This window comes from Actinophytocola oryzae, from assembly GCF_004364325.1.
GTDB classification, from domain to species: domain Bacteria; phylum Actinomycetota; class Actinomycetes; order Mycobacteriales; family Pseudonocardiaceae; genus Actinophytocola; species Actinophytocola oryzae.
Map to the genome: position 1 here is coordinate 494,525 of NZ_SOCP01000001.1, position 20,528 is coordinate 515,052.

General features: G+C 73.6%; 3 protein-coding genes. All 3 read left to right on the plus strand.

Features of this window, described 5'->3' with window-relative positions; genetic code table 11:
- Positions 1–16: 16 nt before the first annotated feature.
- From CLV71_RS02085 to CLV71_RS02095, 3 genes are read left to right on the plus strand one after another with little or no spacing between them, the layout of a single operon-like run.
- Complete coding sequence (locus tag CLV71_RS02085) at positions 17–19,120, plus strand: non-ribosomal peptide synthase/polyketide synthase (protein ID WP_133900807.1); 19,104 nt, start codon at positions 17–19, stop codon at positions 19,118–19,120.
- Entirely contained in the window at positions 19,117–20,361 is a 1,245-nt protein-coding gene (locus tag CLV71_RS02090) for an MFS transporter (protein WP_133900808.1), read from the plus strand. The genes CLV71_RS02085 and CLV71_RS02090 overlap by 4 nt, the downstream gene beginning before the upstream one ends.
- Positions 20,331–20,528 carry an MbtH family protein gene (locus CLV71_RS02095; protein WP_133900809.1) on the plus strand — a complete coding sequence of 66 codons (198 nt, stop codon included), beginning with the start codon at positions 20,331–20,333 and terminating at the stop codon, positions 20,526–20,528. Before CLV71_RS02090 ends, CLV71_RS02095 begins: the two co-directional genes overlap by 31 nt.

Below are 20,528 nucleotides of genomic sequence, written 5' to 3' on the forward strand. Positions count from 1 at the left end.
GAGGAAGTGCGAACCGATGACCTCGTCCCGACAGCACCGCATCGACGCGCTGCCAGCACACCTGCGTGCCAGGATGGCGCAGCGCCTGGCCGGAAACTCCGCGCCCGCCCCGGTCTCCGCCGTGCCGCAGGCCCCGAGGGGCGGTCCGCTGCCCCTTTCCTCGGCACAGCAGCGGCTGTGGTTCGCGAGCGAGTTCACCCCGGGCGGCAGCGACTACAACAGCGGCGTGGCGCTGCGGCTGTCCGGCGAGCTTCGGCTACCCGCACTGCGTGCGGCGGTCGCCGGGCTGTCGCGGCGCCACGAGTCGCTGCGGACCACGTTCGCCGGGACCGACGGCAGGCCGACGCAGGTCGTGCACCCGGACCGCGTGACCGGACTGTCCGAAGTGGACTGTAAGGACGGCCTGGACGCGTTGCTGGACGAGGAGTTCGCGCGACCGTTCGACCTGCGCACCGGACCGCTGTTCCGCGCGACGCTGGTCCGCGTCGCGGAAGGTGAGCACGTCCTCCTGCTCACCGCCCACCACATCGTCGTCGACGGCTGGTCCCTGCGGGTGCTGCTCGCCGAGCTGGCCGCCGAGTACGCGGGCACCACACCGGCCGCGCCCACGAGGCAGTACGCGGACTACGCGGTGTGGCAACAGGACCGGCTCGACGGCTCGGCCATGACCGAGCACACGGAGTACTGGCGTCGCGTGCTCGACGGCGCGGCGCCGCTCGACCTGCCCACCGACCGGTCACGCCCCGCGATGCGCTCGACGCGGGGTGCGGCCCACGAGTTCACGGTGCCCGGAGCGCTCTTCTCGCGACTGACCCGAGTCGCGAGAGCCTGCGACACGACGCTGTTCAGCATCCTGACAGCGGCCTGTACGGTTCTGCTGGCCCGCCACAGCGGCCGGCCGGACGTGTCGCTGGGCACCGTGACCTCGGGGCGGACCCGACCCGAGCTGGACGGGGTCGTCGGCTTCTTCGTCAACACCGTCGTCCTGCGGTCCACAGTGGACGACACGCTGTCGTTCACCGACTTCCTCCGGCAGGCCGCCGCGGACTGGCTCGAGGCGTTCGGCCACGACGAGGTGCCGTTCGACCGCCTCGTCGAGGCGGTCGGCGCACCACGCGACCCCAGCCGCAACCCGCTGTTCGACGTGCTGGTGACCCTGCAGAACGACCGGCGCGGCCTGCCGTCGTTCCCCGGCCTGCGGGTCGAGGAGGTCACGCTTCGACGCGACACGGCCAACTTCGACCTCAGCTTCGACTTCACCGAGCACGCCGACCGCGTCGACTGCCTGCTGGAGTACAGCACCGACCTGTTCGACCGGGACACCGTGGAGCGGCTGGCGGGTCACCTCGTCACGCTGCTCGACGCCGTCACCTCGGCACCCGACCGCCCGCTGGCCGCACTGGAGCTGCTGTCCGAGCAGGAACGCGACACGCTGCTGCACACGTGGAACGACACGGCACACGACGTGCCCGACACGACCTTCCCCGCGCTGTTCGAGGCGCAGGCGACGCGCACACCCGACCGGGTCGCGCTGGTCTGCGGCGACGAACGGCGGACGTTCGCCGAGCTGGACCGCGAGGCCAACCGCCTGGCGCACCGGCTCGTCGCACAAGGCGCGGGGCCGGAGCGGGTCGTGGCCGTCGCACTGCCGAGGTCGGCCGCCGCGATCGTCGCGATGCTGGCCGTGTTCAAGGCAGGCGCGGTGTACCTGGCGGTCGACCCGATGCTGCCTGCCCGCCGCCGCGAGCAGCTCGTCGAGGACTCCGGTGCCGTGCTCGTCCTCGACAGTCCACAGGAGACGGACGGCTTCCCGGACACCCCGGTGCAGACCGGGCTCCGGCCCGACCACGCCGCCTACATCATCTACACGTCCGGCTCGACGGGCCGGCCCAAGGGCGTGCAGGTGGAGCACCGGCACCTGGTGAACCTGCTGCACAACCACCGCGCCGGGTTCGTCGCCGACGCGGGCGGCCGGCCGCTGCGGGCCGCGCTGTCGGCGGTGTTCTCGTTCGACACCTCGTGGGAGGGCATCGTCCTCATGGCCGACGGCCACGAGCTGCACGTGCTGACCGACGACGTGCGGCTCGACCCGGACGCCTTCGCCGACTACGTGGCCACCCACCGCGTCGACTTCCTCGACCTGACCCCGTCCTACCTGCGCAGGCTGCTGCCCGCCGGACTGCTCGCCGACACGAGGCACCGCCCGGCCGTGCTGATGCTCGGCGGCGAGGCACTCGACGAGCCGCTGTGGCGGGAGCTGGCCGCGCTGCCCGACACGGCCGTCCACAACTTCTACGGCCCCACCGAGGTCACGGTCGACGCACTGTCCGCGCGGGTCGCGGGGGAGCGGGCCGTGATCGGCCGTCCACTGTGGAACCTGCGTGCGTACGTGCTCGACGACCGGCTCCGGCCTGCGCCCGTCGGCGTGCCCGGCGAGCTGCACCTGGCCGGCGCGCAGGTCGCCCGCGGCTACCTCGGCCGGCCCGGGCTGACCGCGACCCGGTTCGTCGCCGACCCGTTCGGGTCGGCGGGCACCAGGATGTACCGCACCGGCGACGTCGCGCGGTGGCGGTCCGACGGCACGGTCGAGTACCTGGGCCGCGCCGACGACCAGGTGAAGATCCGCGGCTACCGCATCGAGCCGGGCGAGGTCGAGGCGGCTCTGCTGGGCTGTGCCGGAGTCGCCGAGGCGTGCGTGGTGGCCCGCGAGGACGGCGGCCACCCGAGGCTCGTCGGCTACGTCGTGCCGTCCGGCGACGACGTGCGCCCGGCCGATCTGCGCACCGAGCTGAAGCGCACGCTGCCCGACTACCTCGTGCCTGCCGCGTTCGTCGTGCTGGACCGGCTGCCGCTCGCCCCGACCGGCAAGCTCGACCGGCGCGCACTGCCCGCCCCGGAGACCGGCGTCGACGTGGACTCCGCGTACCAGGCACCGAAGGGCGAGACCGAGGTCCGGCTCGCCGCGCTGTGGGCCGAGGTGCTCGGCGCGGAACGCGTCGGCGCGCACGACAACTTCTTCGGCCTCGGCGGCGACTCGATCCTCAGCATCCAGCTCGTGTCCCGCGCCCGCCAGGCGGGACTGCGGTTCACCACCCGGGACGTGTTCGCCAACCAGACGGTCGTCGAGCTGGCGACCGTCACCGGCACAGCCGACGCCGAGGTGCTCACGACACCCGTGCCGTCCGGGCCCGCGCCGCTGACGCCCATCCAGTCGTGGTTCTTCGCCACCCACGGCCCCCGCGCGCACTTCACCATGTCCCTGCTGGTGGAGCTGGCCGACGTGGACCGCGCGGCACTGGGCACGGCACTGTCGGCTGTCGTCGCGCACCACGACGCCCTGCGGACCCGGTTCCTGTCCGACGGCGACGGCTGGCGGCAGGTTCCCACCGATGCCACCGTGGACATCGAGACCGTCGACCTCGGCAGCGTGGCCGGGGCCGACGTGGAGGCACGCGTCGCCGCAGCGGCCGACGCGGCGCGGGCCTCGCTTGATCCGGCGGCCGGCCGGGTGCTGAGGGCCCTGCTGTTCGACCTGGGCCCGGACCGGCCGCCGCGTCTGCTGCTGGTGGCACACCACCTCGTGGTGGACGGGGTCTCCTGGCGGGTGCTGACCGACGACCTGCGCACCGCCTACCGGCAGGCCGTCGCGGGTGAGCCCGTGCGGCTCGCGCCCGTCGGCACCGGGTTCGGCGAGTGGGCGCACCGGCTGGGTGCCCACGTCCTGGCCGGCGCCTTCGCCGACGAGGAGCCGTACTGGTCGGCCCTGCCCGAGCCGACGCCGCTCCCGACCGACCACGACGGCGTGGCGACGGCCGCCACCGCCCGGACGGTGACCGCCCGGCTGGACCGCACGACGACGACCACGCTGCTGCGCCTCGCCGAGGAGCGCTACCGCGCGCACGCCGACGAGGTGCTCCTGACCGCGCTCGGTCGCGCCCTCGCCGACTGGACCGGCCGCGAAACCGTCGGGGTCACGCTCGAGGGCCACGGCCGGGAGGACGTGGTGCCCGGCGTCGACCTGTCCCGCACGGTCGGCTGGTTCACCACGCAGTACCCGCTCGTCCTGACGCTGCCCACCGGCGGCTGGGACGCGACGCTCAAGTCCGTCAAGGAACAGGTCAGGGCACTGCCCCGCAAGGGGATCGGCTACGGCAGTCCCGGGAAACCGTTGCCGGAGCTGTGTTTCAACTACCACGGTCGCTGGGAGGACGACGCCGACTCGCAGTTCCGGACGTGCCACGAGCCGACCGGCGCCGAGGTCGACCCGGCCGCGCCGCTCGACTTCCCACTCGAGATCAACGGCCTGGTCGAGCGTGGCGAGCTGGTCCTGAACTGGCAGTACTCGACCGCCAGGCACGACGAGCGGACCGTGCGGTCGCTGGCCGACGCCATGACCGCCGCCCTGCGTGACCTCGCCGCGGTCTGCGCGGCCGGTGGCGGACGCACCCCGTCCGACTTCCCGCTGGCCCGCCTCACGCAGGAGCAGGTCGACGCGGTCGCGGGCGACGGCTCGAACGTCGCCGACCTCTACCCGCTGACCCCGCTGCAGGCCGGGATGCTGTTCCACAGCCTGGTCGACCCGGACGGCGGCGCCTACGTCGACCAGGTGCGGCTGGTCCTCGACGGGGTGCCCGATCCGGTCGCGCTGGAGGAGGCGTTCCGCCAGACCGTGGCACGGACCCCGGTCCTGCGCACGAGCGTGGTCTGGGAGGGCGTCGAGGAGCCGGTACAGGTCGTGCACCGCGAGGTCGACCTCACCGTCGCCCACCACGACCTGCGTGGCCGTCCCGCCGCCGAGCTGGCCGAGCTGGTGGCCCGCGACCGCGCACACCGCATCGACCCAGCGCAGACGCCGCTCACCAGGCTGACGATCGCGCGGACCGGCGAGGACCGGGTGGTGCTCGTGTGGTCCACCCACCACGTCCTGCTCGACGGGTGGAGCACCGGACAGGTGTTCACCGAGGTGGTCGCCCGCCACGCCGCCATCGGCCGTGGCACGCCCGCCGCACTGCCGGCCCGCAGGCCGTTCCGCGACTACCTCGGCTGGCTCGCCGCTCAGGACACCGAGGCCGCCGACGCGTACTGGCATTCCGTGCTGGCCGGCTTCGACACACCGGTCGCCGTCCCCTACGACCGGCCACCCACCCAGGCCCACCGCACCGAGTCCAGCGCGAACGTGGCGGTCGAGCTGGACGCCGCCGCGGTGCGCGACGCCGCGCAGCGGGCCGGACTCACCGTGAACACGCTCGTGCAGGGCGCCTGGGCACTGCTGCTGTCGCGCTGGGCCGGCACGGCCGACGTCGTGTTCGGCAGCACCGTCTCCGGGCGGCCCGCCGAGCTGCCGGGCGTCGAGGCGATGGTCGGCATGTTCATCAACACCGTGCCGACACGGGTCGCCGTCGATCCCCGGCGCGTGGCCCGGGAGTGGCTGCGGGAGCTGCAGACCACGCAGAGCGAGGCACGCAGGCACGACTTCCTCGCGCTGACCCGCGTCCAGTCCCACGCCGACCTGGCGCCAGGTGCCGCGTTGTTCGACAGCGTCGTGGTGTTCGAGAACTACCCGTTCGAGGACGTGTCCACTTCGGACGGTCTGCGGGTGACCGAGGTCCACACGGTCGACACCACCAACCTGCCGCTGACGCTGTCGGTCAACCTCGCCGACCGGGTGCGGTTCGAGCTGGCCTACGACCCGGCCCTGCTCGACGCCACCACCGCGCGCCGCGTGTCGGGTTGGCTGCTCGCCATCGTCACCGGCCTCACCCAGGACATGGCCCGCCCACTCGGCGAGCTGCCCTGGCTGTCCACGGAGGACCAGGCGCTCGTCCCGGCACCCGCGCACGGGCTGCTCCCGCCGACACCGCTGTTCCACGAGACGTTCCAGCGCCGGGCCGCGCTCACCCCGGACGCCGTCGCGGTGGTGTTCCAGGACACGAGGCTGACCTTCGCGCAGGTCGAGGCCGCGGCCAACCGGCTCGCGCACCGTCTGGCCGAGCACGGCGCCGGTCCGGAAACCGTGGTGGGGCTGCGGTTGCCGCGCTCGGCGGACGTCGTCGTCGCCATCCTCGGCGTGTTCAAGACCGGAGCCGCCTATCTGCCGATCGACCCCGGTCTGCCCGCCGACCGCGTGGAGTTCCTGCTCGACGACGCCCGGCCCGTGCTCGTGCTCGACGAGCTCGGCGACCTGTCGGCCTACCCGGACACGGCCCCGTCCGCCGAGGTCCGGCCCGAGCACGCCGCGTACGTGATCTACACGTCCGGCTCCACCGGCCGCCCCAAGGGCGTGGTGGTCGACCACGCGAACCTCGCCGCACTGCACCACGACCACAGCACCGAGCTGGCCGAACTCCTCACCGGTCCGCAGCGGTTCGCCCTGACCGCGGCGTTCTCGTTCGACACCTCCCTCGAAGGCCTGCTGTTCCTGGCCGAGGGCCACGAGGTGCACGTGATCGACGAGGACCTGCGGCTCGACCCGCCCGCGCTCGTCGAGCACCTGCGTCACGAGGGCGTCACCGCCGTCGACCTCACCCCGACCTACGCGACCCAGCTCATGGCCGCCGGGCTCGCGGACGCCGGCCTGCGACTGGTCATGATCGGCGGCGAGGCCGCGACCGACACGCTGTGGCGGGCGCTGGCCGCGTCCGACCTGGCCGCCGTGAACTACTACGGCCCCACCGAGGTCACCGTCGACGCCACCAAGGCCGTGGTGGAAGGGGAGCACCCGCTCATCGGTCGTCCACTGAGGACGGTCCGCGCGTACGTGCTGGACGGTGAGCTGCGGCCGGTACCCGTGGGCGTGCCGGGCGAGCTGTTCCTCGCCGGCCCGCAGGTGGCCAGGGGCTACCTCAACCGACCGGGACTGACGGCGAGCCGGTTCGTGGCCGACCCGTTCGGCCTGCCGGGCGCCCGCGTCTACCGCACGGGCGACCGCGTCCGCTGGACGGCCGACGGCGAGCTGGACTACCTCGGCCGCGTCGACGACCAGGTCAAGATCCGCGGGTTCCGGGTGGAGCCCGGCGAGGTGGCCGCCGTGCTGCGCAGGCTGCCCGGTGTGCGGGACGCGGCCGTCGTCGCACGGGACGACGGCGCGGGGACGCGCCTCGTCGCCTACCTCGTCGGCGCCGCGGACGAGCCCCGTGCCGCGCTGGCGATGACGCTGCCGGACTACCTCGTGCCCGCCGCGTTCGTGACCCTCGACGAGCTACCGCTGACCGTGAGCGGGAAGCTGGACCGCCGCGCGCTCCCCGTGCCGGACCTCGCCGCGGGCCTCGACACGTTCGTCCCGCCCCGCACCGAGGCCGAGCGGGTCGTGGCCGCGGCTTGGGCCGACGTGCTCGGGCTGGAGCGGGTCGGCGCGTACGACAACTTCTTCGCCCTCGGCGGCGACTCGATCCTGAGCATCCGGGTCGTGTCCCGTCTGCGGGCCGCGTTCGGCACCCAGGTCTCGCCGCGTGCCGTGTTCGAGCACCCGACCGTCGCCGCGCTCGCCGCCGCGATCCCCGGCGGTGACACCACGCCGATCCCGGTCACGGGCGAGGGCCCGGCGCCGATGTCCTTCGCCCAGCAGCGACTGTGGTTCCTCGACCGGTTCGAGGAGAACGGCAGCGAGTACGTCACGCCGACCATGCTCCGGCTGACCGGCGACCTCGACGTCACCGCCCTCACCGACGCGCTCACCGAGCTGATCGCCCGCCACGAGTCGCTGCGCACCACCTTCGACGACGGCGTCCAGCTCGTCCACGACCCGTCACCCGCGGACCTGGCACTCGTCGACCTGACGACCGACCCGGCGCGGCTCGACGACGTGCTGGCCACCGAGTGCACGCGCCCGTTCGACCTGCGCCAGGGCCCGCTGCTGCGCACCACGCTGGTCCGCCTCGGCGCGACCGAGCACGTGCTCGTGTTGGCGCTGCACCACATCGTCACCGACGGCTGGTCGACCGCCGTGCTCACCGAGGACCTCGCGGCCCTGTACCGCGGCGCCGAGCCGGCGCCGCTTCCCCTGCGGTACCGGGACTTCGCGGCCTGGCAGCGTGAGCAGCCCGAAGGCAGCCTCGACCACTGGCGCACGGCGCTGGCCGGCGTCGAGCCACTCGACCTGCCGACCGACCGGCCCCGCCCGGCGGTCCGCACCACCTCGGGTGCCGTGCACCGCTTCACGTTGGCGGGCAAGGAACTCGTCGAGTTGGGCAGGGGCCGCGACAGCACCCTGTTCGTGACCCTCCTCACCGCCTGCCAGGTCCTCCTGGCCCGCTACAGCGGTCAGCGGGACATCGCGGTCGGCACCGTCACCGCGGGCCGTGACCGCGCCGAGCTCGACCGGATCGTCGGGTTCTTCGTCAACACCCTCGTCCTGCGCACGACGGTCGAGGACACCGAGACGTTCGCCGGGTTGCTGCACCGCGTCCGGGGCACCGTGCTGGCCGCGTTCGCGAACCAGGAGGTGCCGTTCGAGCGGGTCGTCGACGCGCTGGCCCCCGTCCGCGACCCGAGCCGCAACCCGCTGTTCGACGTGATGGTCCTGCTGCAGAACACGCCGGACGAGGTGCCGGACCTGCCGGGGCTCGCCGTGTCCGAGGTGACCCCGCCGGTGGTGACCTCGACCCACGACCTGACGTTCGAGTTCCAGCAGTCCGGCGACGAGCTGCTGGCCGGCATCGAGTACAACCCCGACCTGTTCGACGCGACCACGATCACCCGGCTCGCACACCACCTCCGGGTGCTGCTCACGGCCGTCGCCGCCGACCCGGACCGTCCACTGTCGACGGTGGACCTGGCGGACGACGTCGAGCTGGCCAGGCTGCTGGACGAGTGGCAGGGCGACGACCTCGACGGCCCGCACCCGTTGCTGCCACAGGTGTTCGCGGCCCAGGCCGCCCGCACCCCGGAGGCCGTGGCGGTCGTGTGCGGTCACGTGTCCCGCACCTTCGCCGAGGTGGACACCGAGTCGAACCGGCTCGCCCACTGGCTGCTGGCCCGCGGCGCAGGCCCGGAGCGGCTCGTCGCGCTGCGAATGCCACGCTCGGTCGACCACGTGGTCGCGATGCTGGGCGTGCTGAGGTCGGGTGCCGGCTACGTCCCGGTCGACCCGAAGCTGCCTGCCGACCGGCAGACGTTCCTCCTCGCCGACACCGACCCCGCGGTGGTACTCGACGCACTGCCCGACCTGGCCGGACTTCCCGACACGGCACCGGACGTGGCACCGCACCCGGGCCACCGCGCGTACGTCATCCACACCTCCGGGTCCACGGGCGTGCCCAAGGGCGTCGAGGTGGACCACGCCAACCTGGCGGCCCTGTTCGCCACGTTCCGTGCCGACCTGATCGACCCGCTGGCCGGTCCCGACCGCCTGCGTTACGGCCAGACCTCCGTGTTCTCGTTCGACACCGCGGTCGAGGGCCTGCTGTTCCTCGCCTCGGGCCACGAGCTGCACGTCATCGACGACGACACCCGCCTGGACCCGGTCGCCCTCACCGCCTACCCACTCGACGTGCTGGACGTCACCCCCGCCCACGCCCGGCGGCTGGTGGCGGCGGGTCTGCTGGACACGGACCTGCGTGCCGTCACGGTCGGCGGCGAGGCCGTCGGCGCCGACCTGTGGCGCGAGCTGGCCGGGGCAGGGATAGCGGCGCACAACTTCTACGGCCCCACCGAGGCCACCGTCGACGCCACCCACGCCGAGATCGCGGGCGACCACCCGCTCATCGGGCGTCCACTGAGGACCGTCCGCGCCTACGTGCTGGACGACGCCCTGCGACCCGTGCCCGTCGGTGTGCCCGGCGAGCTGTACCTGGCGGGCCCGCAGGTGGCCAGGGGCTACCTCGACCTGCCCGCCCTGACCGCACGCCGGTTCGTCGCCGACCCCTTCGGCGCCCCCGGCACCCGCATGTACCGCACCGGCGACCGCGTCCGCTGGACGACCGACGGCGAGCTGGACTACCTCGGCCGTGCCGACGACCAGGTCAAGATCCGCGGCCACCGCGTCGAGCCCGGCGAGGTGACGGCCGCGCTGCTGACCCACCCCGACGTGCGGGACGCCGTCGTCGTGCCCCGCGCGGCGGGCGACCACCTGCGGCTCGTCGGCTACGTCGTGGGCGGCGACCCAGCCGAGCTAACGACGCACCTGCGCGCGACGCTGCCGGACTACCTCGTCCCGGCCGCACTCGTGCCGCTCGACCGCCTGCCCACCACCGCCAACGGCAAGGTCGACCACCGCACCCTCCCCGAGCCGCCCACCCGCCCGGACGCCGGTTACGTGGCCCCGGCGCAGGGCGTCGCGACCGAACTGGCCGCGATCTGGGCGACCGTGCTGGGCGTCGAACGCGTCGGCGCGCACGACAACTTCTTCGCACTCGGCGGCGACTCGATCCTGAGCATGCAGCTCGTGTCCACCGCGCGGGCGGCCGGGATCCGCCTCACGGCCAAGGACGTCTTCGTCCGGCAGACCGTCGCCGACCTCGCACTGGTCGCCGTCCGCGACACGGGTGCCGCGACGGTCGCGGACACGGGCGGCCCCGCGCCGCTCACCCCGATCCAGCGCTGGTTCCTCACCACGCACCCGCCGGAGCACCACGCCCACTACACGATGTCGATGACGGTCTCGGTGCGGCCGGACGTCGACGTCGACCGCCTGCGCCGCGCACTGACCGCTGTCGTCGAGCACCACGCCGCGCTGCGCAGCCGGGTCACCGAGATCACCCAGAAACCGTTGGCCGCGAGGTACGTGCTCGACGTCGTGCCCGGCATCGACCGGGACCGCGCCGCACGCGCGGCGCAGACCTCGATGTGGCCGGCGGGCGGCGCGGTGTTCCGCGCGGTCCTGTTCCCGGGCGATGACCCCGTGCTGTTCCTGACCGCGCACCACCTCGTGGTCGACGCCGTCTCCTGGCGGGTGCTGCTCGCCGACCTCGAGCGCGCCTACCAGGACCCGGACGCGCTCGGCGACCGCACTGTCTCGTTCGGACACTGGGCGCGGCTGCTCGACGAGCACGTGGCCGCGGGCGGCTTCGACGCGGATCTGCCGTACTGGCAGGCGGTTCCGGCCGTGCCGCCGCTGCCCTTCGACCACGCGGGCGGCCGCAACACCGCGGCGACGGCCCGCACGGTCACCACGACGCTGACCGCCGCCGAGACCGACGCCCTGCTGCGCGGGGTGCCCGACGCCTACCGCACCCAGGTCAACGACGTGCTGCTCGCCGCGCTGGGCCGCGCACTCGCCGACTGGACCGGGGAGTCACGCGTCCTGCTGACCCTGGAGGGACACGGCCGCGAGGACGTGCTCGACGGCGTCGACACCAGCCGCACGGTCGGCTGGTTCACCAGCCAGTTCCCCGTCGCGCTCGACGTGCCGCCCGCCGACTGGGGCACGGTCCTCAAGTCCGTCAAGGAGTCCCTGCGTGCGGTGCCCCGCCGCGGCATGAGCTTCGAGGCACTGCGTTACCTGCGTTCGGGCGACGACCTCGACCACGTGCCGGACCCGCAGGTGTGCGTCAACTACCTCGGCCGCTTCGACGACACCGCCACGCCGGACGGCCTGCTGCGCGACACGGCCGAGCCGCTGGGCCAGGACGTGGCGCCGGCGTCGCCACGCAGCCACCTCCTCGACGTCACCGCCGCCGTCGAGAACGGCCGCCTGCGCATCGAGTGGGAGTACTCCCGCGAACTGCACGACGAGGCCACCGTGCGTGCCCTCGCCGACAGGACGACGGCCGCGCTGCGGGAGATCACCGCCCACTGCGCGTCCCACGGCGGCAGGACCCCGTCGGACTACCCGCTCACCACGCTCACGCAGTCCGAAGTGGACGGGCTGGTCGGCGACGGGAGAGATGTCGAGGACGTCTACCCGCTCACCCCCATGCAGGCCGGCATGCTGTTCCACAGCCTGGCCGACGGCTCCGGCGCGTACGTGACCCACACCCGCGTCCGGCTCACCGGCGTCGACGCACACGCACTCGGCGACGCCTGGCAACGCGTCGTCGACCGCACCCCGATCCTGCGCACGGCGTTCGTCTGGCGCGGCGTCGGCACCCCGGTGCAGGTCGTGCACCGCGGCGTCCGGGTTCCGGTGGCCTACCGGCCGGTCACGGCGGACGAGCCAGGCGACCTCGACCCGGCCACCGCGCCACTCGTGCGCCTGGTGGTCGACCAGGTCGAACCCGGCACCGTCGACCTGCTGTGGACGTGCCACCACCTGTTGCTCGACGGGTGGAGCACCTCGCAGGTGTTCGCCGACGTGCTCGCCGAGTACGCGTCGGCAGGCGCGGCGCAGGCGCGGCGCCCGTTCCGCGACTACCTCGCCTGGCTCGCCGACCAGGACACCACCGCCGCCGAGCACCACTGGCGTGACACCCTCGCGGGCATCACGGGTCGCACGCCGCTGCCGTTCGATCGCCCGCCCGTCGCGGCCCACGAGTCCGAGACGACCGCGACCGTCGGCCTGACGCTTCCCGCCGCGGGCCTCGAACGCGCGGCCCGCGACCACGGCCTGACCGTCAACACGCTCGTGCACGGCGCGTGGGCACTCCTGCTCGCCAGGCACAGCGGCGAACGCGACGTCGTGTTCGGCACCACGGTCTCCGGCCGCCCGGCGGACCTGCCCGGCGTCGAGTCGATCGTCGGCATGTTCATCAACACCGTGCCGACGCGGGTCCGCGTCGACCGGACCGCGCGGCTGGTCCCGTGGCTGCGTGCGCTGCAGGAGGCACAGGCCGAGTCGCGCCGGTTCGACTTCCTGTCGCTGTCGCAGGTCCAGGCGTGCCCGGACGTGCCGGCGGGGGAGCCGCTGTTCGACAGCCTCGTCGCGTTCGAGAACTACCCGATCGGGGCCGAGCAGGACGGCGGCCCGAGGGTCGTCTCGGCCGACAGCGTCGAGACCACCAACCTCGCGCTCAGCCTCGCCGCGCACGTGGACGGCACCGACCTGCGCGTGGAGCTGGGTTACGACCCGCGCCTGTTCGACGAGGGCACCGCCGAGGCCATGACCGCCCGGCTCGGCCGGGTCGTCACCGCGATGGCCTCGGGTCTGGATCGCACGTTGGGCGAGCTGCCAGTGTTGTCCGCTGCCGAACGTGACCGCGTGCTGGTGGGGTGGAACGGCTCCGCCACCCCACCAGCACCCACCACCGTCGTCGAGCTGTTCGCGCGCCAGGCCGCCGCCACCCCCGGCGCGGTCGCGGTGACCGACGGGGACCGCGCCCTGACCTACGCGTCGCTGGACGGGCTGTCGAACCGGCTCGCGCACCTGCTGGTGTCCCGGGGCGCCGGGCCGGAGCGCCTGGTGGGCCTGTCACTGCCGAGGTCGGCGGACCTCGTCGTGGCCGTCCTGGGGGTGCTCAAGTCGGGGGCCGGGTACCTGCCGCTGGACCCGGACTACCCGGCCGAGCGCATCGCACGGACCGTCGCCGACGCCCGCCCGGTCACCGTCCTGGACGCCCTGCCCGACCTGACCGGGCAGCCCGCCGAGCCGGTGTCCGCCGACGTGCGACCCGACCACCCGGCCTACGTCATCTACACGTCCGGGTCGACCGGGGTGCCGAAAGGTGTGGTGGTTCCACACGCCAACGTCACCAGGCTGTTCGCCGCGACCGACCACTGGTTCGGCTTCGACGGCGACGACGTGTGGGCGTTGTTCCACAGCTACGCCTTCGACTTCTCCGTGTGGGAGCTGTGGGGGCCGCTGCTGCGCGGCGGTCGGCTGGTCGTCGTGCCCCACGCGGTGTCCCGCGACCCGCGTGCGTTGCTGCGGCTGCTCGCCGAGGAGCGGGTGACCGTGCTCAACCAGACGCCGTCGGCGTTCTACCAGCTCATGGCCGCCGACACCGGGGAGCCGCTTGCCCTGCGCTACGTCGTGTTCGGCGGCGAGGCACTCGACCTGTCCCGCCTCGCGCCGTGGTACCGGCGGCGCCGCGACGACGCGCCGGTGCTGGTGAACATGTACGGCATCACGGAGACGACCGTCCACGTCACCTACGCCGCCCTCGACGCGGCGACGGCCGCCGCGGCACGCGGCAGTGTGGTGGGCGAGCCGATCCCGGACCTGCGGACCTACGTGCTGGACGCCGACCTCGAGCCGGTGCCGCCCGGCGCGACGGGGGAGCTGTACGTGGCGGGCGCCGGCCTGGCCCGCGGCTACCTGGACCGGCCCGGCCTGACCGCGTCCCGGTTCGTCGCCGATCCCTTCGGCGCGCCGGGGACCCGCATGTACCGGTCGGGCGACCTCGTCCGCTGGACGTCGGACGGGGTGCTGGAGTACCTCGGGCGCGGCGACCACCAGGTCAAGATCCGCGGCTTCCGGATCGAGCTGGGCGAGGTCGAGGCCGTGCTGGCCGCCGACCCCGAGGTCGCCCAGGTCGTGGTGATCGACCGTGAGGACGAGCCGGGCCACCGACGTCTCGTCGCCTACCTCGTGACGACCGCCGACCCCACCGCGATCCGCGACCGCGCGGCGCGGGTCCTGCCCGCGCACATGGTGCCGTCGGTGTTCGTGGTGGTCGACTGGTTTCCTCTGACACCCAACGGGAAGCTGGACCGCCGGGCACTGCCGGTGCCGAGCGCGGGCGGCACGGACACCTACGTCCCGCCCCGCACGGAGGCGGAACACGCGGTGGCCGCGGTGTTCACCGAGGTGCTGGGTGCCGAGCGGGTGGGCGCCACGGACAACTTCTTCTCACTCGGCGGGGACTCGATCGTCGCCATCCGCGTGGTGTCCCGGCTGCGGGACGCGCTGGGCGTCGAGTTGTCGCCGCTGACGCTGTTCACGAAGCCCACGGTCGCGGACCTCGCCGCCGCACTGGGCGACCGGCTCGCCGAGCCCATCCCCGCGGTGCCCGACGGGGTCGACCAGCCGCTGTCGTTCGCCCAGCAGCGGCTGTGGTTCCTGCACCAGCTGGAACCGGGCAGCACCGAGTACACCGTGCCGCTGGCCGTGCGGCTGCGTGGCCGGCTCGACGTCGACGCCCTGTCCGACGCGCTGACCGCGCTGGTCGCCAGGCACGAGTCGCTGCGGACCACCTGCCACGAGATCGACGGCCGCGGCGTGGCGCGGGTCCACCCACCCGGCCCGGTCCCGGTCCCGGTCGTCGACGTCACCCCCGATGACCTGGACGCCGTGCTCGCGGCGGTGGAGCCCTTCGACCTGAGCACCGGGCCGCTGTTCCGGCCGGCGGTGTACCGGCTGGGCGACGACGACCACGTGCTGGCGCTGACCGCGCACCACGTGATCACCGACGGCTGGTCGGCAGGCGTGCTCGCGGGTGACCTCGCGTCGCTGTACGAGGCGCGGATCACCGGTACCCAGGCGGAGCTGCCTGCGCTTCCCGTGCGGTACAGGGACTTCGCGGCATGGCAGCGTGGCCGCACCGAGGTCGTGGCCGAGCAGCTGCGGCACTGGAGGACGGTGCTGGCGGGTGTGCCGGTGCTGGAGCTGCCCACGGACCGGCCCCGGCCGCCGACCCACACGACGGCGGGCGCGCAGGTCGGGTTCACGGTGTCGCCTCGGGTCGCCGAGGCACTGCGGGCGGTCGCGAGTGGGCAGGACGGCACGCTGTTCATGGCGCTGGTGGCGGCGTGCACCGTGATGTTGCACCGGTTCAGCGGTCAGGACGACGTGGCCGTCGGCACCGTCGCGTCGGGTCGGGAGCACCCGGATCTGCGGCGCGTGGTCGGGTTCTTCGTCAACACGATCGTGCTGCGCACGCCGGTCGACGCGCGTGGCTCGTTCGCGGCGCACCTGGGGCGGGTGCGGGAGACCGCGCTGGCCGCGTTCGCGAACCAGGACGTGCCGTTCGAGCGTGTCGTCGACGCGGTGGACCCGGACCGCGACCCGAGCCGGACGCCGCTGTTCCAGGCGATGGTCGTGCTGCAGAACGCGGCGGAGCGGGCCACGGACTTCGCCGGGCTGCGTGCCGAGGACGTCGAGCACCCGGTCGTGACCGCGGGCTACGACCTGACCTTCGAGTTCCACGAGCCCGGAGACGGCTCACTTGACGCGGTCCTCACGTACAACACCGACCTGTTCGACGCCGCCACGGCGCGACGGTTCGTCACGGGTCTCGACAGGGTCCTCACGGCCGCGGCCGCCGACCCCGACGAGCCGGTGGGCGCGATCGACGTCGTGACGGGGGAGGAACGCGCACTGGTCGAGTCGTGGCACGAGGCCGGACCGGACGTTCGGCAGGTGACGTTGATCGAGCTGTTCCGTGCCCAGGTGACGAGGACACCGCACGCGCCCGCGCTGATCGCCGGGGAGTCGGTGCTGACCTATGCCGAGCTGTCCGCCCGCGTCAACCGACTGGGCCGGGTGCTGGCCGCACGCGGCGCGAGGCCGGAAACCGTGGTGGCACTGGTACTCCCGCGCTCGCCGGAGCTGATCATCGCCCAACTCGCGGTGGCCGCGGCCGGTGCGGCGTACCTGCCGGTCGACCCCGACTACCCGGCCGACCGCAAGGCCCTGATGCTGGCCGACGCCGCACCCGTACTGGTGATCGACGATCCCGCACAGGTGACCACCGACGGACTGGGGATCGAGCCGGCGGTCGCCGAGCTGAGCAACCCCGCCTACGTCATCTACACCTCCGGCTCCACCGGCGTCCCGAAGGGCGTCGTGGTCACCCACGAGGGGTTGGCGAACTTCGCGTTCGCCGAGGCCGACCGGTTCGCCGTGCGGGCGGGTGACCGGGTGCTCGCGTTCTCCTCACCGAGCTTCGACGCCTCCGTGCTCGAGCTGTGCCTGGCCCTGCCCCACGGCGCGGCGATCGTCGTGCCCCCGCCCGGCCCGCTGGTCGGCGACCACCTCGCCACCGTGCTGGCCGACTGCCGCATCACCCACACCCTCGTCCCACCGGTCGCGCTGGCCACCGTGCCCGACACCGACCTCCCCGACCTGGCGACCCTCGTCGTCGGCGGCGACGCCTGCACGGCCGCCCTCGTCCGGCAGTGGGCACCCGGCCGCCGACTGATCAACGCCTACGGACCCACCGAGGCCACCGTCGTGGCCACCTGGTCGCAGCCCCTCGCACCCGACCGGGGCACACCGCCCATCGGCCGTCCCATCTGGCACACTCGCGCCCACGTGCTCGACGCCGACCTGCGCCAGGTGCCCGTCGGCGTCCCGGGCGAGCTGTACGTGGCGGGCATCGGCCTCGCCCGCGGATACCTCGGCAGGGCGGGACTCACCGCGTCCCGGTTCGTCGCGAACCCGCACGGCGTCCCGGGGGAGCGGATGTACCGCACGGGCGACCTCGTCCGCTGGAACCGGGACGGCGAGCTGGAGTTCCTCGGCCGCGCCGACGACCAGGTCAAGGTCCGCGGCTTCCGCATCGAGCTGGGTGAGGTCGCGGCGGCCCTGCGCGAGCACCCCGACGTCACCGACGCCGTCGCCGCCGTCCGGCCCGACGACGCGGGCCACAAGCGGCTCGCCGGGTACGTCGTCGCCGGCCGCGAGCTGTCCGGCGGCGAGCTGCGCGACTTCCTCTCCGCCCGGCTGCCCGAGTACCTGGTGCCCACTGCCTTCGCCGTGCTCGACGCGTTGCCCATGTCCCCCAACGGAAAGGTCGACCGGCGAGCACTCCCGGAACCCGACCTCGCCGCCGCGGCCGAGTTCGTCGCACCGACCTCACCGGTGGAGACCACGCTCGCCCGCGTCTGGGCCGACGTGCTGGGCATCGACCGGGTCGGCGTCACCGACAACTTCTTCGCACTCGGCGGCGACTCGATCCTGAGCGTGCAGGTCGTCGCCAGGGCCCGCCGTCACGGGCTGCACCTGACCACCAAGGACCTCTTCCACGCCAGGACGATCGTCGAACTGGCGCGTGTCGTCACCGTCGAGACCGGCGTCGAGGACCACGCCGAGGTCACCGGCCCCGTGCCGCTCACCCCGATCCAGCACTGGTTCCTGGCCGCCGACCGCGAGCACCCGCACCACTTCAACCAGGCACACCACATGGAGCTGTCCGCGGAGCCAGACCTCGCGGCCCTGCGCACCGCGCTCGACGCCCTGCTCGCCCACCACGACGCCCTGCGGCTGCGGTTCCACCACGACGACGCCGGCTGGCACCAGGAACACGCCCCGCACGAGCCCGTCGACGTGCTCGAGGTGCACGACGTGTCGAGCCCCGACGACCCCGCGGTGACCGAGCTGGCCGACGCCGCACACGCCGGCTTCGACCTCGCGACCGGACCGCTGCTGCGTGCCGTGCTCTTCCGGTTCGCCGACGGTCTTCCCAGGCTCCTGCTGGTCGCGCACCACTTCGTCGTCGACGGCGTGTCGTGGCGCCTGCTGCTCGACGACCTCGACACCGCCTACCACCAGGCCGGCCGCGGCGAGCCGGTCGACCTCGGCGCCAGGACCACGTCGTGGCAGCAGTGGTCGACCGCGCAGACCGAGCTGGTGGCGTCCGGCGGCCTGGACCACGAGCTGGCCTACTGGAGGGCGTCGGGTACCGGCGCGGAGCTGCCGTGCGACCGCGCGGACGGTCCGGTCGGGACGGACGCCGTCGAGATCGCACTGGACGCGGTGGACACCGACGCGCTGTTGCGTGCCGCGCCCGCCGCCTACCGCACGAGGGTCAACGACGTGCTGCTCGCGGCGCTGGCGTGGGCCCTCGCGCGGTGGACCGGCCACGACCGGGTCGCGATGACGCTGGAGGGACACGGCCGCGAGGACGTCCTCGACCTCGACGTGTCCCGCACGGTCGGCTGGTTCACCACGATGTTCCCGGTCGCGCTGACCGTCCCCGACGGCGACTGGCACACGGTCGTCCGTGACGTCCGCAAGCAGCTCCGGTCGTTGCCGGGCAACGGTTTCGGCTACGGCGCGCTGCGCTACCTCGGCACTCTCGACCCGCCGGGCCCGCTGCCGAGGCTGTCGTTCAACTACCTCGGCAGGTTCGACTCGCGAGCCGAGGAGGACGACGGCCTGTTCGGCGCGGCGCTGCCCGTGATCGGCGCCGACCACGACCCGGCCGACGTCGGCGAGCACCTCGTGGACGTGGTCGGCGAGGTCGCGGACGGGAGCCTGTCGTTCGTCTGGTACTTCCGGACCGACCACTTCAGCAGGGCGGCGATCGAGGCCGTGGCGGCGGACTTCGCCGAGGCACTGCGCGGGATCGCCGGGGCCGTCCGATGACGACGGTCGCCGACGTCCCCCTGGCACGCAACAGGAACTTCACCCTGCTGTGGGTGGGGCAGGGTGCGGCCGAGGTCGGGTTCAGCGCGTCCATGCTGGCGTTCCCGCTCGTGGTGCTGGCGGTGACGGGGTCGGCCGCCGCGTCGGGTCTGGTGCTGGCCGCCGACGCGGTAGCGCAGGCCGTCCTGGCGCTGCCGGGCGGTGCGCTGGTCGACCGCTGGGACCGGCGGCGGATCATGCTCGCCTGCGAGGTGGCGCAGGCGGTCGCGCTGGCGAGCCTGGTAGCGGCGTTGCTGCTGGACGGTGTGTCCCTGCTCCACCTGGCCGTGGTGGCCGCGGTGCTGGGCGGGTGCCGGGCGTTGTTCGAGCCCGCGGAGGACGCGCTGCTGCCGTCGCTGGTGCCGGAGAGCAGGCTGGCGACCGCGGTGGCGACGAACAGCGCACGCTCGTCGATCGGCCAGATGGCGGGCACGGCGCTGGGTGGCGTGCTGTTCGGCGTCGCGCGGTGGGCGCCGTTCCTGCTGGACCTGGTGACCCACGTGGTCGCGTTCGTGATGCTGGCGTTCCTGCGTGCGCCGACCCGTCCGCCTGCCGAGTCACCGGCGCTGGGCAGGGAGATCGCGGAGGGTCTGCGGTGGCTGTGGCAGCGCGGGGAGATCCGCGTGACGACGGCGTGTGCCGTGGCGCTGAACCTGTTCTTCGCGGCGTACTACCTGGTGGTCGTGGTGCTGGCGGAGCGGCAGGGCACACCGGCGGGCGAGATCGGCGTGATGGCGGCGATGCTGGGCGTGGGCGGGGTGGTCGGCGCGATGATGGCACCGTGGCTGCACCGCAGGCTGTCGCCACACGCGGCCATCGCGGGCGTGTTCTGGGCGCTGGCGGCACTGTGCCCGCTGGCGGTGCTGGCCGACAGCGGCTACCTGCTGGGCGCCCTGTTCGCCGCGATGGCACTGCTGGCACCGACCGCGAACACGACGATCATCACCCACCAGCTGCTGCTGACGCCCGATGCCCTGCGTGGGCGGTTGAGCGGCACGTTGAACGTGGCCATGGGCGGCGCCGCGGCCGCCGGCCCGGCGCTTGGCGGAGTGCTCGCCGAGGCCGCCACCCCGACCGCCGCCGTGCTCGTGTGCGCGGCGGGCATGACGGTCGCCGCGATCGCGGTGACGGTCAACCGGACCCTGCGTTACTACCCGAGAGAGGAAAGCCAGTGCGCGACGACATCACCTACCGAGTCCTGACCAACGACGAGGCGCAGTACTCGCTGTGGCCCGCACACCTGGACGTCCCGGCGGGTTGGCGGCCGGAGGGACCGACCGGCACGCAGGAGGAGTGCAGCGCGTACGTGGACGAGGTGTGGACGGACATGCGCCCCCGCACGCTGCGGGAGCACATGGACGCGAACTGA

Excerpts from the sequence above, each read along its gene's own strand:
- CLV71_RS02085 (WP_133900807.1), top strand. The coding sequence starts at position 17 with ATGACCTCGTCCCGACAGCACCGCATCGACGCGCTGCCAGCACACCTG.
- CLV71_RS02090 (WP_133900808.1), top strand. The coding sequence starts at position 19,117 with ATGACGACGGTCGCCGACGTCCCCCTGGCACGCAACAGGAACTTCACC.